The following is a 14,109-nucleotide window of genomic DNA, read 5'->3' as shown; positions in this document are numbered from 1 at the left end:
CTAGTGGTCCCTCGTAAGCTGGCTGTCGATGAACGCCGCCCAGTCCGACTCGCCCCAGCTCGACGACGATACGACCGTGTCTCGTGACGCCACCGGGGACGCCGATCCCGGTCCCGGTCACTCGTCGGACGCGCGCGGCCGGCTGGTGTTGGCGGCCACCCCGATGGGACAGGTCGACGACGCCTCGCCGCGTCTGCGTGCGGCGCTGCGGACCGCGGACATCGTCGCCGCCGAGGACACCCGTCGCGCCCGTGCGCTGGCCGCGGCGCTCGATGTCGAGATCGGCGGGCGGTTGGTCAGCTACTACGACCAGGTCGAGGCCGCCCGTACGCCGGGTCTCGTCAGCGCGATCGCCGAGGGGCAGACCGTACTGCTCATCACCGACGCCGGGATGCCGTCGGTCAGCGATCCCGGATACCGCGTCGTCGTGGCATGCGCGGACGCCGGACTACCGGTCACGGCACTGCCCGGACCGTCGGCGGTGACGACGGCCCTCGCGGTGTCGGCACTGCCCTCCGAGCGGTTCTGTTTCGAAGGGTTCGCTCCCCGCAAGCCCGGCGCCCGGGCCGCGTGGCTGCGCGAACTGGTGTCCCAGCCCCGGACCGCGGTCTTCTTCGAATCGCCGCACCGGCTCGCCGACACGCTGGCGGCCGCGGCCGAGATCCTCGGTCCGGACCGTCGCGCGGCGGTGTGCCGTGAGATGACCAAGACCTACGAGGAGGTCCGGCGCGGCGGACTCGCCGAACTCGCGGAATGGGCGAGTGGGGGCGTCCGCGGCGAGATCACCGTCGTGATCGCGGGTGCGGTCGCGGCCGAACCCGACATCGACGACCTCGCCGATCGAGCCGAGGAACTCGTGGCCGGCGGCATGCGCCTCAAAGACGCCTGCGCCGCGGTCACGCAGGGTTCCGCTGCCTCTCGACGCGACGTCTACCAGCAGGTGCTCGAAAGACGTCGAGCTGATCCGGGCTGACGCGCAACTCCACCCGCGGCGCGAGGCGGTAGGGGCGGCTCGAGACGAGCGCGCCGACCACCCGGCGCAGCCGCGACAGTTCGGCGCGCACGCTCACCGTGTGGCCGTCGTCGCCGAAGAGCAGCTGGCTCAACCGCTGTGAGGTGAGGCCCTGCTCGCCGGCGTCGGCGAGCAACAGCAGGATCTGGGCGTGGCGACGGGTCAGGACGGTGCGCCACGGTTCACCGTCGCCGGTCACCGTGACCGTCGGCTCACCGTCGAGGGAGAGCTCGGCCAGGACCGGGCCGGACGGACCCGCCGGACGCACCAGCCATCCGCGGCCGAGACGTTCGACCACACAGATCCCCAGTCCCGGCACGAACTGACGCATGTCGTCCGTCGGGACCGCGACGCGCACGGGCGGGGTGCAGCCGCGGCCTTCGGCCACCCACCCGTCGTCGTCGATGAGCAGTCCCGGTCCGTGCAGGCCGGCCAACTGCGCCTGGCCGGAAAACCGGAGTTCGGCGAGCTCTCGCTGGTGGGCGAGGGTGATCTCGTGTTCGCCGAGTGCGGCCAGCGCCGAGGTGAACGCCGATGCCGCCGGCTGCATCTCCATGGCCGGGCCCGCCAGGCCGGCGATGGCGATCATGTCGCCGGTGCGGTGGTCGTGCACCGGCACCGCGGTGCAGAAGAGTCCGTGCAGCGAACTGTAGTAGTGCTCGGCGCCGAACAACCGGGTCGGGCGCTGGAGATGAACCGCGAGGCCCACGGCCGTGGTCGCGGTGGAGTTCTCGTCCCAGCGGCTGCCCTCGACGAGGTCGAGTCGATCGGCCTCCGGGAGAACCGACGCCGAACCTCCCCGCCACAGCAGCACGCCGTCCGCGTCGAACACGCCCAGGGTCATCGATGCGTCGTCCGCCGACTGGGCGAACAGACGCTGCAGCGGCTGCACCGCGTCCCGTAGCGGGTGCGCGGCCCGGCGTGTCTCGAGTTCGTCGTCGGAGATGTGGCCCGGATCGTGCGTGTCGACGGTGGACCGGTGTCGACCCGACCGGACACGACCCCATGATTCGACGACATCCCCCGGGACCTCGGCACGCGGGGTGCCGCCCGACATGAAGGCATCGTGGTCACGGCGCAGATCACGATCGAGCACCGCGAGATCGGTGGACGACCGGATGGGCACAGTCATGGCGGAATCGTACCCAAAGCGGCACTCGATCATGCCGATCCGCGCGACCCCACGATGCTCGCGGCCTTGTCGAGGCACTCCTGCCATTCCCGGGCCGGGTCGGAATCGATGGTGATCCCACCGCCAACACCGAGGGCGAGGGCCCCGTCGGGTGCGATCTCCACGGTCCGGATGGCGACGTTGAGATCGAGGGCGCGGTCGGGTCCGGCCATGCCGATGGCCCCGCAGTACACACCGCGAGCATCGGCCTCCCAGTCGTCGAGGAGTTCCATCGCCCGCAGCTTCGGGGTGCCGGTGACCGACGCCGGCGGGAACGTCGCCGCGAGAACGGCGTCGTTGCCCGTGCCCGGTGCCACGATGGCCTCCACCCGCGAGACGAGGTGCCAGACGCCCGGGGCGGGCACGACCGACAGGAGCTCGGGTACCCGCACGCTGCCGGTCACCGCGATGCGTCCCAGATCGTTGCGGACCAGGTCGACGATCATGATGTTCTCGGCGATGTCCTTGGCCGACGCCGCCAACGCGTCGGGGTCGGCGTGCGCGGGCAGGGTGCCCTTGATCGGCGACGACGTGATGATGTTGCCGGTCCGGCGCAGGAACGTCTCCGGCGACAGGCTCGCCACTGTTCCCCAGTCACCTTGTAGGAAAGCGGCTTTCGCCGGTGCGGTGGCGCCCGCGAGTTCGGTGAAGAAGTCGACGGGGTCGCCGCTGAGCGTTCCGGTGAAGCGGGTGCACACACAGGCCTGGTAGACCTCGCCGTCCCGGATCGCGTCGAGGCATCTCGCGATGGCGGCGAGGTGCGGAACCCGCTCGGGGGCATGCCATTCCGTCGCCGACAGTGGGGTGGTGGCGCTCGGCCGGGCCGAGGAACGGTCGCCGGCGGCACGGATGGTCGCCGTCACCCAGTCGGGGATGCCGGTGCCGACGGACTCCCATCGGCCGTCGCGGAGCACGAGCACGCCGTCGGTGTGCCCGCCGACGTTCGCCGGCAACGGCGCCTCGTCCGGCCGCACCGGGAACCCGAGGTAGCCGAACCAGAACCGGTCGGGATCGTCGGGCGGGAGGCAGCCGGGCGTCAGCGCGACCGACGGTGCGATGACCGCGTCGGCGTCGTACCAGTCACCGATCAGCGCGGCGGGCGGCGGCAGGCGACGGGCGGCGGTCTCGGCGTGCAGGGCGCGGAGCACGTCGAGCGCCGGCGCTGCCGCAACCGGGCCGGGCAACGCAGATCCCACCCCGTTCGACGCGACCATACGGAGTGTGCGAGGTCAGTTCTCGTATCGCGGGAACACCGGAGTCGGCTTCGGCAGCACGGTTCCCGGTTCGAGCCGGGTGGCGACCGCAGTGAACTGACGATCGACGTCGGCGACGAGCAGATCGAGGATCTTGTTGGACGATTCAGGCATGACCGGCTGGCTCAGGAGCGCGACGATGCGCACGACCTCGGCGCAGACATAGAGAACCGTGCCGGTGCGCTCGAGATCGGTCTTGGCCAGCTTCCACGGTTCCTGTGCCGAGATGTACCGGTTGGTCTCGGCCAGCGTCGCCCACAAGGTCTCCAGCGCCAGGTGGATGGCCTGGTTGTCGATGTGGGCTCGCACGGCGTCGAGCAGGGAGTCGGCACGGGCGAGGAGCGCGGTGTCGACGTCGGTGAGTTCGCCCGGTGCCGGCAGGGTGCCGTCGAAGTACTTGCCGATCATCGACAAGGTGCGCTGGGTCAGGTTGCCGAACTCGTTGGCGAGGTCGGCGTTGATGCGCGACACGATCGCCTCGGCGGAGTACGAACCATCCTGTCCGTAGGACACCTCGCGGAGGAAGAAGAACCGCACCGGGTCGAGCCCGAACTCGTCGATGAGGTTCTCCGGGTCGACGACGTTGCCGACCGACTTGCTCATCTTCTCGCCCTTGTTGAACAGGAATCCGTGCGCGAACACCCGCTTCGGCAGTTCGACGCCGGCGCTCATCAGGAACGCGGGCCAGTAGACACAGTGGAACCGGATGATGTCCTTGCCGATGATGTGCAGGTCGGCCGGCCAGAAGCGTGCGAAGGCCTCCGGGTCGTCGACGAATCCGACGCCCGTGAGGTAGTTGGTCAGGGCGTCGACCCACACGTACATGACGTGTTCGGGATGGCCGGGCACCGGGACGCCCCAGTCGAAGGTCGTGCGCGACACCGACAGATCGGTGAGACCGCCCTTGACGAAACTGATGACCTCGTTGCGCCGGACATCGGGGCCGACGAACTCCGGCTGGGACTCGTAGAGCTCCAGCAGTTTGTCCTGGTATGCCGAGAGCCGGAAGAAGTAGGTCTCCTCCTCGGTCCAGGTGAGCACGTGTCCGGTGTCGGTCGCGACGCGGTCGCCGGATTCGTCGACCCGGGTGTCCGCCTCGGCGTAGAAGGTCTCGTCCCGGACGTCGTACCAGCCCGAGTACTTGTCCAGGTAGATGTCGCCGCGGTCGCTCATCCGCTTCCACAGTTCCTCCGACGCCCGCTTGTGGTCCTCGTCGGAGGTGCGGATGAAGCGTTCGAAGCTGGACCCGAGGCGTTCCTGCAGGGCCTGGAATCGGTCGGAGTTCCGCTTGGCCAGTTCTGCGGTGGGGATGCCCTCCGCAGCGGCGGTCTGCTGCATCTTCTGCCCGTGGACGTCGGTACCGGTCAGGAACCGGACGTCGAACCCGTCGAGCCGCTTGAACCGTGCGAGCGCGTCGGCGGAGATGTACTCGTAGGCGTGCCCGATGTGCGGAGCGCCGTTGGGGTAGGCGATCGCGGTGGTGATGTAGTACGGGCGTCCGCCGCCGTGGGACGCGCCGGACGGATCAGGGCTGGTCAGATCGGGTGCCATAGTGCCCAACAGACTACCGACCGCGCGCGACCGGACCCAATTCCGGTCCGGCCGATTCGGTCGGTCGTGGGTTTACGGAAATGGAGTGGGTTTGCGGCTCATGGAACCTGACGCTCAGTCCACCGGTCGCTGGTCCAGAATCACGACCGCTGTCCGGGCGACCATGTCGTCGGCATCATGGATGTACACCTGTAGCGCCGAAGTCGATGCGGTACCGGGGATTTCGGCGAGCGCCTGCACCAGCCTCGATCGGACGGCCGCGTCCGGGTCGGCGCCCAGGCGGTCGACGAGCAGGTCGACGATCCGTTCTCGATGTGCCTCGTGGCCGGCGAGGATCTCGGCGGCCTCGACGTCCCGGTCGCCGGCTGCGATGAGCTCGACCAGTGCGTCGACCGCAGCGGCGACACCGCGACGCCCGAGGGTCAGGGCGGCGATGCGTCGGACCACGGTGTCGGGGTCGTCGAGCAGGCCGCGCAACACCGAGGCGACCTCCGGGGTCTCGTCGACGGCGGCGAGGGCGGTGACCGCTCGGCGTCGGATCGACGGGTCGGGGTCCGACGCGCCGGTGGCGAGACGCTCGACGCCGCCCGGCCGCTGCGCGAGGGCCCAGCGCAGCGCGCCGGCGACGTTGGGATCGGTCTCGGCCAGCAGCGCGTCGGCCAGCGAATCCCCGGACACGCCCACCTCCCCGGCGAGCAGTGCGGCCTGCTGACGAAGGGCCGCGAGTTCGGACTGGACCGCACGGAGCAGACCGATCACGCCCAGCACCGACGACCAGTCGGCGGCGCCCGTGGCGCGGACATGCTGCAGGCGCTCGAGGAGCTGCGCGTCGGCGGCCATCCTCGCCTTCGTGTCGTCGACGAGCCGGTCCATGAGCGAGTCCGGCGCGAACTCCGGGTCGTCGAGCGCGAGTCCCACCTCCCGCAGCGACAGTCCGAGCGAGCGGAGACTCTCGACATGCATGAGCCGCTCGAGGTCGGCGTCGGAGTATTCGCGATAACCGCCCGACGTCCGGCCCGTTGGCCGGACGAGTCCGAGCGAGTCATAGTGGCGCAGCATCCGGTTGCTCAGGCCGGTATGCCGCGCCACCTCGCCGATCAGCACCGCTATGTACCGTCCTCTGACTCGATCGTCGACGAATCCTCCGCCGCGGCATCGCTGTTCACCAACCGTGTCGCGTACTCCAACGCAGCGGCGAAGTCGCTGTCCGGGTCGTCGATCAACCGCTCGGTGGCGGCCACGTGTGCCCGTACCGTCAGATCACCGCGCTTCTTCGCGGCGGTCAATGGTCCGGCGGCAGAGCCCCCGAGCCCGGCCAGGGCACGGCTCAGACTCCGCTGTACGTCCGTGCTCCCACGACCGAGTTCGCCGGCCAGTTCGTTCGCGAGCCAGGTCTCCCGCCCGGACGGGACCAGGCCGACGGCGGTCCGCCACGCGGCGCGCGCCACCTCGTCGTCCGTGTCGTGCAGGAGCGCGACGGTGATCGACGTCCACGCCGATCGATCCCCGATCTTCGACAGGGTGTGCAGGGCCTGGGCCCGCGCCTGTGGGGACGCCGACCCCAGCTCGGTCACGAGTCCGGGAACCGTGAGATCGGCGGGCAACCGCGTGAGGGCCCAGGTCAGCATGTCCCGCACGAAGAAATCCGGCTCGACGCCGCAGCGTCGGATCAGCTCCTCGGCGTAGCCGGGATGCGGGTTGCTGCCCGCCGCCATCGCGGCCCGCAGCCTCGTCGAGGCGTCGTCGGCGGCGAGCGCCGCCAGCAGGGCAGGGTCGGACGCGTGGGTTGTCTGGTCGGTCATCGTCGACCACCTCCTTCGCCACCCATCTGAGCGCTTGACACAGTGAGAAGGTCAAGCGCTGAGAGCTAGATCTCCCGGCGATACGGTTCGCACCCCGGCGGGGCCTTCGGCGGTTCGCGGTATTCCAGCTCCGGAATGTGCATGGTCATCGGCGCGGACTCGAGTGTGAACTTCTCGCCGTGGTGCGCCAGGTCGATCGGCGGACCCGACAACAACCGGTACGTCGCATTGTCCTTGTCGACGGCCACCACGATCTTCGAGTCCCGGATGATCATGCGGAAGGACATGTAGGTCAACCGCTTCGGGAGCCGCGGTGCGAACGTGATGTTCCCGCCGAAGTCGCGCATACCGCCGAAACCCGCCACGCAGTCGGTCCAGGCACCGGCGAGAGCCGCGATGTGCAGGCCACTGCTGACGTTGTTGTGCAGGTCGTGCAGGTCGGTGAACACGGACTCGGCGAGCAGGTCGTAGGCGAGATCGGGGTAACCGACCTCGGCGGCGGTGACCGCCTCGCAGCAGGCCGACAGCGACGAGTCACGAACGGTCAGCGGGTAGTAGTAGTCGAAGTTGCGCAGCTTCTGCTCGGGCGTGAAGGCGTCGCCGAACAGGTAGGTCGCGAAGACCAGGTCGGCCTGCTTGACCACCTGCTTGCGGTAGAGGTCGTAGTACGGGTAGTTCAACAGCAGCGGATAGCGTCCCACCGAGGACTCGAAGTCCCAGGCGCCCAACAACGTGAACGACTCACACTGCTGGTGCACGCCGAGCGCATCGTCGAAGGGGATCGTCATGTCGTCGGCGCACGCTTCCCAGTGCGCCGCCTCGGCGGTCGTGACCCCGAACTGCTCGGCGAGATCCGGACGGCGATGCACCGCCGCCACGGCGTCGCGGAGATTCTGTTGCGCCGCCAGGTTGGTGAAGGTGTTGTTGTTCACGACGGCGGTGTACTCGTCGGGACCGGTGACCCCGTCGATGCGGAACTTGCCGTTCACATCGTGGTGCCCGAGACCGGCGAACAGTCGGGCGGTCTCGACGAGAAGTTCGACGCCGCATTCGGTTTCGAACTGCTCGTCGTTGGTGGCCCGCAGGTAGCGTGCGGTGGCGTTGGCGATGTCGGCGGAGACGTGGACGCCCGCCGTGCCCGCGGGCCAGTACCCCGAACACTCGTCGCCGTTGATCGAGCGCCACGGGAACATGGCCCCGCGTTGCCCCAGTTCGGCGGCCCGGGACTTCGCCTTGTCCATGGTGGAGTGGCGCCATCGCAATTCCTCGCCGGCGGCGGCGGGCACGGTGTAGGTGAGCATCGGGAGGATGAAACTCTCGGTGTCCCAGAAGGTGTGACCGTCGTAGCCGGGGCCGGTGAGACCCTTGGCCGGGATCGCGCGGGACTGACCGCGCGCGCCGGCCTGCAGGACATGGAACAACGCGAAGCGAACCGCCTGCTGCAGTTCGGGATCGCCGTCGAGTTCGACGTCGGCGTCGCGCCAGAAGTCCTCGAGGTACCGGACCTGGTCGGCCTTGAGCGAATCCCAACCGGTCTCCATCGCCATCGCGAGGGCCGCGTCGACCTGGGCGCGCAGCGCCGGCACCGAGCGTCGGGCCGACCAGCCGTACCCCATGTACTTGGTGAGGGTGAGACTCTTGCCCTTCGGCACGTTGGCCGCGATGGTGAGCCGGGCCAGGTCGCCGTCGGCGCGGATGAAGGTGTCGGCCTTGTCGGGGAAATAGATCTCGTGGTCCATGCCGGCCGCCATGTGCAGGCCGGACTTCTTGGTGTGGTGGACCAGCATGCCCCAGTAGTTGCGGCAGGTGGCGAGGTCGGAGACCAGCGGGGCGTCGAGCGCCGCCGCCAGACGCGGGTCGTTGCCCGGTGCCGGAACCGGCTCGTTGGCCAGGAGATCGGACTGCAGAACGAGTTTCATGTCCTCGTCGACCGGCTCGACCTCGTACCGGATCGCGGCGATCGTGCGTTTGGTGAAGGACACGAGGCGTTCGGACTTGATGCGGACCTTCCGGCCGGTGGGTGAGGTCCACACCGTGTGACGACGCAGGGTGCCGGTCCGGAAGTCCAGCGTCCGCTCGTGCTCCTCGGTACGCCCGTACCGAAGGTCCATCGGCTCGTCCTCGACCAGCAGCCGGATGATCTTGCCGTCGGTCACGTTGACGACGGTCTGTCCGGATTCGGGATATCCGTAACCGCTCTCGGCATAGGGCAGGCCGCGCAGCTCGTAGAAGCCGTTGAGGTACGTGCCGGGATGATCGACCGGCTCACCCTCTTCGAAGGACCCGCGTAAACCGATGTGCCCGTTGGACAGTGCGAAGAGCGTCTCGGTTCGGCCCAGCATGTCCAGATCGACGCCGCCGCGCCACTTCAGCTGCCACGGATGGATCTCGAAGCCGAAGTCGTGGCCGTGCTCGGCGGTCATGCGGGGAGCAATTCGACGAGGTCGTTAACGACGATGTCGGCGCCGGCGGCACGCATCGCCTCGGCCTGGCCGCCACCGACCCGGTCGATGCCGACGACGTAGCCGAAGGCTCCCGCGCTGCCGGCCGCGATGCCGGAGATGGCGTCTTCGAAGACGACCGCCGCGGCGGGCTCGACGCCCATCAGTTCGGCGCCCAGGAGAAACGAGTCGGGTGCGGGTTTGCCCTTCAGCCCTTTCGACACGATGTCGAGTCCGTCCACCCGGACCTCGACGAATTTCGACAGGTCTGCCGCATCCAGCACTGCTGCTCCGTTCTTCGAGGAGGTCACCACGGCGATCCGGAGACCGGCGTCGCGCGCCGCCTCGAGATATCGCACGGACCCCGGATAGGCCTGCCCACCGTCCTCGGCCAGGCTGACCAGGAACATGTCGTTCTTCCCGTCTCCGATCGCGGTCACGGTCTGCGCGTCGACATCGTCGATTCCGCGAGAGGCGAGGAAGGCCCGGACGCCGTCCTCACGGGGACGTCCGTCGACGTAGTCCAGATAGTCCTGATCGGTGAACTCGACGAAGTCGGCGTGGTCTGCGCCGCCCGCACGGGCGGCGAGAAAGGCGTCGAACGCCTTCTTCCACGCCTTGCGGTGCAGCACCGCGGTCTCGGTGAGAACCCCGTCGAGGTCGAACAGTGCGACGGTGATCGAATCTGGCAATCCCAACACGCTTCGCCACGCTACCCGTCCCGGGCGACTCCGGCGCGATTTGCGTGGCCACCCCGGGCGTTTTCTGCCGGCCGCGGTCGCGCGATCGCACGCGTCGTCCCGGACAGCGGTTCCGCCGGCGACGCCTGCGCGCCCGAAAAGGCTTTGACCGGGCGACAACTGGAGGTGAGACGATGGTCCGATGACTCGACGATTCGCTCAGATCGATGTGTTCTCCGCTACCGGGACCGGTGGTAACCCGGTTGCCGTGGTGCTCGATGCCACCGACATCCCCGACGACCGGATGGCCGCGTTCGCGCGCTGGACGAACCTGTCGGAGACGACCTTCGTGCTGCCGCCGACCGACCCTGCCGCCGATTACCGTCTGCGCATCTTCACCCCGGACGGCGAGTTGCCGTTCGCCGGGCATCCCACCCTCGGCTCGGCACATGCCTGGCTGACGACGGGCGGCCGGCCTGCGGGGGAGGACATCGTGCAGGAGTGCGGCGTCGGCCTGGTGCGACTGCGGCGCTCTGGTGCACGGCTGGCCTTCGCGGCGCCGCCGTTGCGGCGGTCTGGACCCGTCGACGCCGCCGTCGTCACCGAGGTCGCCGCGGCGCTACGGGTCGACACGGCCGAGGTCCGCGCGGCCGAGTGGGTCGACAACGGGCCGGAATGGATGGTGTTGCAACTCGAATCGGGCGAGCGGGTGCTCGAGGTGACCCCGGACATCCCTGCCCTCGGCGATCACAAGGTCGGGTTGTTCGGGCGGTACGGCTCGGGGGACGGAGAGGTCTTTGGCGAGGTGCGCGCGTTCGTGCCGGGCATCGGGGTCCCCGAGGACCCGGTGACGGGCAGTCTCAACGCCGGCATCGCCATGTGGTTGCGGGCCACCGGGCAGGCGCCGGCGTCCTACGTCGCCGCGCAAGGTGCGGCGCTCGGTCGGGCCGGCCGCATCCACGTCCACGACGACGGCGGGCACATCTGGATCGGCGGCGACACGACGACGGTGATCGAGGGGGCGGTGACGCTCTAGCGATGTCGCGACCGCACCGGATGGTGTCGGCGCGCTGTGCCAAGGTGGGTGCCATGAGCGACGCCCCGGAGAACTCGGCGCTGGGTGATGCCGAGAGCGGTGGCGGCGAGACCCTGAGCAACAAGGCCGGCAAGAAGCGACGTCGACGCGAACCGCCACCGGACCCGGCGCCGCTGCCCGGCCTCGTCGACGCGCACACCCACCTCGCTGCATGCGGCGGACGCGACGCCGAGACGGTCCGCGCGATCTGCGACCACGCGCAGGGCGTCGGCGTCGGCCATGTGGTCACCGTCGCCGACGACATGGTCGATGCACGGTGGGCGGTCGCCGCCGCGGAGTGGGACGATCGCGTCTACGCGGCGGTGGCCCTGCACCCGATGCATGCCGGCGATCTGAACGACGAGACCGCCGCCGAGCTCGAGCAAATGGTGCGTCACCCGCGAGTCGTCGCGGTGGGCGAGACCGGGCTCGACTATTACTGGCCCGGGAAGTCCGACGACTGTGCGTCGCCCGAGGTGCAGCACGAGACGTTCCGCTGGCACATCGACCTCGCGAAGCGGGTCGGCAAGCCGCTGATGATCCACAACCGCGAGGCCGACCGGGATCTACTCGACGTCTTGGCCGCGGAGGGCGCCCCGGGATCCGTGATCATGCACTGCTTCTCCGGTGACCGAAATGTTGCACGCGAATGTGTCGAGCGTGGGTTCATGCTCAGTTTCGCCGGCACTGTGAGCTTCGCCAACGCCGATGAGCTCCGGGTCGCGGCCGAGCTGGTCCCCGACGACCAGATCCTCGTCGAGACCGACGCGCCGTTTCTGACCCCGCATCCCTACCGTGGCCAGCCCAATCAGTCCTATTGTCTGCCGTACACAGCCCGGGCCCTCGCGACCGTGCGTGGCGTGGCGGACGAGGACATGGCTCGCATCCTCGGGGCGAACGCGCGGCGCGTGTACGGCATCCCTTTGCCATAATCTGGCCGGTTCGTTATCGTACTGTGATCCAGCTGGCCGACGTGCTGATCCACTCGGTTGGCGTGGTGCCAGTGTTGCCTATCAGGATGTCGTGCCCTTGTCTTCTCTGCCCAACCCAGAGCTGCAAAACCCCGGACTGTCGAACCCGGAGCCGTCCGCTCCGACATCGTCCAATTCGGTGTTCGCCAAGATCAACGGCTCGAAGTCGTTGCGTGTCCGCGTCGCCGTCGGCGCCGTGTGCGCCACCGTCGCGGCCGGCGGGGTCATGGGCGTCAGCATGCACAAGAACGTCGCGATCGACGTGGACGGCGACATCCGGCACGTGTCCACCATGGCGATGTCCGTCGAGAGTCTCCTCGAGTCGGAGGGGCTGGCGCCCGCCGACGGTGACAAGGTGAGCCCGGCACCCGACTCGGGCTTCGGCGACGGCCAGACCATCAAGGTCAACAAGCTCAAGGAACTCACCCTCGACATCGAGGGCAAGCGCGAGACCATCGTCACCAACGCCTCGACCGTGGACCAGTTGATGGCCGAACGCGGACTGACCCACGCCGCGGAGGAGACCGCATTCGGCGAGGAACTGCCGGTCGACGGCGGTCAGATCGAGGTCGCGCTGCCCAAGCCGGTGAACCTCGTCGACGGACCGGCCCGCAAGCGCCCGACCGTCGCCGCGCACACCGTCAAGGATCTGCTCGAGTCGCTCGGCACCCCGCTGGGCGCCGAAGACAAGGTCACCCCGGCCGCCGACACCAAGATCACCCCGAACCTCAAGATCGTCGTCACCCGGATCAAGACCGAGGACGTCACGCTCACCGAACCGGTCGCCCCGCCGGAGGTCAAGAAAGAGGACCCGACCCTCGTCCGCGACCGCAAGGTCGTCGAGAAGAAGGGCACGCCCGGCGAGGCGCGTGTCACCTACAAGGTGACCACCGTGAACGGCCGGGTCGTCAAGCGCGACAAGCTGACCAGCGAGGTGCTCAGCGAGCCCGTCGCGGCCACCGTTCGCATCGGCACCAAGCCGGGTGCGCCGTTCGTGCCGCCGGGGTCGGTGTGGGACGCGCTCGCCGCGTGCGAGGCGACCGGCAACTGGGCGATCAACACCGGCAACGGCTTCTACGGCGGCGTCCAGTTCGACCAGAACACCTGGGAACGCTGGGGCGGACTCGAGTACGCGCCGCGCGCCGACCTCGCGACCCGCGAAGAACAGATCGCCATCGCGAAGAAGACCCAGGCGGTCCAGGGCTGGGGCGCATGGCCGTCCTGCTCGTCCAAGCTGGGCCTGCGCTGATCAGCGACTCGACACCGGGTTCACCCGACGGCGCGCCCGACGAGGCTCCGCGTCTCCTCGGGCCGGCACAGATCAGGGAGCTCGCGACGGAGGTCGGCGTCCGGCCGACCAAGACTCTCGGACAGAACTTCGTCCACGACGCGAACACCGTGCGAAGGATCGTCGCGGCATCGGGGGTCGGGCCCGACGACACCGTCCTCGAGGTCGGTCCGGGCTTGGGCTCACTGACCCTCGCCCTCCTCGGGGCGGCGGGCAGGGTCGTCGCCATCGAGATCGATCCGGTGCTCGCAGAACGTCTTCCGGCGACGATCGCGGAGTATGCCCCGAGTCGGCAGGGCAATTTCGAGGTCATCCTCGCCGACGCGCTACAGGTGACGCGCGACGACCTGCCGGTGGTCCCCACCGCTCTGGTCGCGAACCTGCCGTACAACGTGTCGGTGCCGGTCCTGTTGCACCTGCTCGGACTCTTCCCGGAGATCACCACCGCCCTCGTCATGGTGCAGGCCGAGGTCGCTGACCGCCTCGCCGCCGGCCCGGGCAGCCGCACCTACGGGGTGCCGAGCGTCAAGGCGCGCTACCACGGCCGTGTGAGCCGGGCCGGTGCGGTGGGACGCAACGTCTTCTGGCCCGAACCCAAGGTGGAGTCGGGTCTCGTCCGCATCGAACGAACCGCCGACCACTCGACCGATCCCGTTGTGCGGCAACAGGTGTTCGCCGCGATCGACGCCGCATTCGCCCAGCGACGCAAGACGATGCGATCAGCGCTGGCCGGCTGGGCCGGTTCGGCGGCCGAGGCCGAACGCCGGCTCCGTGAGGCCGGTATCGATCCGGGTGTGCGGGGCGAGAAGCTCGACGTCGACGACTTCGTCCGCCTCGCGCGCACGACTTGATCTCGACGCCGGGT

Annotated in this window: 12 protein-coding genes; 5 read left to right on the top strand and 7 right to left on the bottom strand. The window is 69.1% G+C overall.

What is annotated here, in order from left to right; all coding sequences use genetic code 11:
* The first annotated feature begins 28 nt into the window (after positions 1–28).
* Positions 29–973, top strand: a complete 945-nt coding sequence (gene rsmI, locus AS181_RS10010) for a 16S rRNA (cytidine(1402)-2'-O)-methyltransferase (protein WP_058251457.1) — start codon at positions 29–31, stop codon at positions 971–973.
* On the opposite strand, the gene AS181_RS10005 is transcribed toward rsmI, so the two are convergent.
* The 7 genes from AS181_RS10005 to AS181_RS09975 form a co-directional block, all read right to left on the bottom strand.
* Positions 897–2,144 carry a helix-turn-helix domain-containing protein gene (locus AS181_RS10005; protein WP_058251456.1) on the bottom strand — a complete coding sequence of 416 codons (1,248 nt, stop codon included), beginning with the start codon at positions 2,142–2,144 and terminating at the stop codon, positions 897–899. The genes rsmI and AS181_RS10005 overlap by 77 nt on opposite strands.
* Positions 2,145–2,173: 29 nt before the next feature.
* Positions 2,174–3,397, bottom strand: a complete 1,224-nt coding sequence (locus AS181_RS10000) for an aminodeoxychorismate synthase component I (RefSeq protein WP_058251455.1) — start codon at positions 3,395–3,397, stop codon at positions 2,174–2,176.
* 15 nt (positions 3,398–3,412) lie between these two features.
* Complete coding sequence (metG, locus tag AS181_RS09995; protein WP_058251454.1) at positions 3,413–4,987, bottom strand: methionine--tRNA ligase; 1,575 nt, start codon at positions 4,985–4,987, stop codon at positions 3,413–3,415.
* 114 nt (positions 4,988–5,101) lie between these two features.
* Positions 5,102–6,091, bottom strand: coding sequence for a HEAT repeat domain-containing protein (locus AS181_RS09990; protein WP_058251453.1), 990 nt, complete (start codon positions 6,089–6,091; stop codon positions 5,102–5,104).
* A 2-nt stretch (positions 6,092–6,093) separates the two neighbouring features.
* Complete coding sequence (locus AS181_RS09985) at positions 6,094–6,789, bottom strand: HEAT repeat domain-containing protein (RefSeq protein ID WP_058251452.1); 696 nt, start codon at positions 6,787–6,789, stop codon at positions 6,094–6,096.
* Between the two features lie 65 nt (positions 6,790–6,854).
* Entirely contained in the window at positions 6,855–9,212 is a 2,358-nt protein-coding gene (locus AS181_RS09980; RefSeq protein WP_058251451.1) for a glycoside hydrolase family 65 protein, read from the bottom strand.
* Positions 9,209–9,931: an HAD family hydrolase gene (locus tag AS181_RS09975; protein ID WP_058251450.1), complete on the bottom strand. Its 723-nt coding sequence runs from the start codon at positions 9,929–9,931 to the stop codon at positions 9,209–9,211. The genes AS181_RS09980 and AS181_RS09975 overlap by 4 nt, the downstream gene beginning before the upstream one ends.
* A gap of 181 nt (positions 9,932–10,112) precedes the next feature.
* On the opposite strand from AS181_RS09975, the gene AS181_RS09970 reads away from it, so the two are divergent.
* The 4 genes from AS181_RS09970 (at position 10,113) to rsmA (ending at position 14,095) form a co-directional block, all read left to right on the top strand.
* Positions 10,113–10,946 (top strand): PhzF family phenazine biosynthesis protein, encoded by an 834-nt coding sequence (locus tag AS181_RS09970; protein WP_058251449.1) that lies wholly within the window; start codon positions 10,113–10,115, stop codon positions 10,944–10,946.
* Between the two features lie 53 nt (positions 10,947–10,999).
* Complete coding sequence (locus AS181_RS09965; RefSeq protein ID WP_058251661.1) at positions 11,000–11,917, top strand: TatD family hydrolase; 918 nt, start codon at positions 11,000–11,002, stop codon at positions 11,915–11,917.
* Between the two features lie 178 nt (positions 11,918–12,095).
* Complete coding sequence (locus AS181_RS09960; protein ID WP_231742355.1) at positions 12,096–13,205, top strand: resuscitation-promoting factor; 1,110 nt, start codon at positions 12,096–12,098, stop codon at positions 13,203–13,205.
* The gene (gene rsmA / locus AS181_RS09955) at positions 13,169–14,095 is read left to right on the top strand and encodes a 16S rRNA (adenine(1518)-N(6)/adenine(1519)-N(6))-dimethyltransferase RsmA (protein ID WP_058251448.1); all 927 of its coding nucleotides are present in this window, start codon (positions 13,169–13,171) and stop codon (positions 14,093–14,095) included. Before AS181_RS09960 ends, rsmA begins: the two co-directional genes overlap by 37 nt.
* The last annotated feature ends 14 nt before the right edge of the window (positions 14,096–14,109 follow it).

Origin of the sequence: Gordonia sp. SGD-V-85 (genome assembly GCF_001456905.1) — a bacterium.
In the GTDB taxonomy this organism is placed as follows: Bacteria; Actinomycetota; Actinomycetes; order Mycobacteriales; family Mycobacteriaceae; genus Gordonia; species Gordonia hongkongensis.
This window is presented reverse-complemented; position numbering and strand designations above follow the sequence as displayed.

Bases quoted from the DNA above. Each gene is read 5' to 3' on its own strand.
- AS181_RS09965 (WP_058251661.1), top strand. From the start codon at position 11,000: ATGAGCGACGCCCCGGAGAACTCGGCGCTGGGTGATGCCGAGAGCGGT.
- AS181_RS10005 (WP_058251456.1), bottom strand. From the start codon at position 2,144: ATGACTGTGCCCATCCGGTCGTCCACCGATCTCGCGGTGCTCGATCGT.
- AS181_RS10000 (WP_058251455.1), bottom strand. From the start codon at position 3,397: ATGGTCGCGTCGAACGGGGTGGGATCTGCGTTGCCCGGCCCGGTTGCG.
- metG (WP_058251454.1), bottom strand. From the start codon at position 4,987: ATGGCACCCGATCTGACCAGCCCTGATCCGTCCGGCGCGTCCCACGGC.
- rsmA (WP_058251448.1), top strand. From the start codon at position 13,169: ATGGCCGTCCTGCTCGTCCAAGCTGGGCCTGCGCTGATCAGCGACTCG.
- AS181_RS09970 (WP_058251449.1), top strand. From the start codon at position 10,113: ATGACTCGACGATTCGCTCAGATCGATGTGTTCTCCGCTACCGGGACC.
- rsmI (WP_058251457.1), top strand. From the start codon at position 29: ATGAACGCCGCCCAGTCCGACTCGCCCCAGCTCGACGACGATACGACC.
- AS181_RS09980 (WP_058251451.1), bottom strand. From the start codon at position 9,212: ATGACCGCCGAGCACGGCCACGACTTCGGCTTCGAGATCCATCCGTGG.
- AS181_RS09985 (WP_058251452.1), bottom strand. From the start codon at position 6,789: ATGACCGACCAGACAACCCACGCGTCCGACCCTGCCCTGCTGGCGGCG.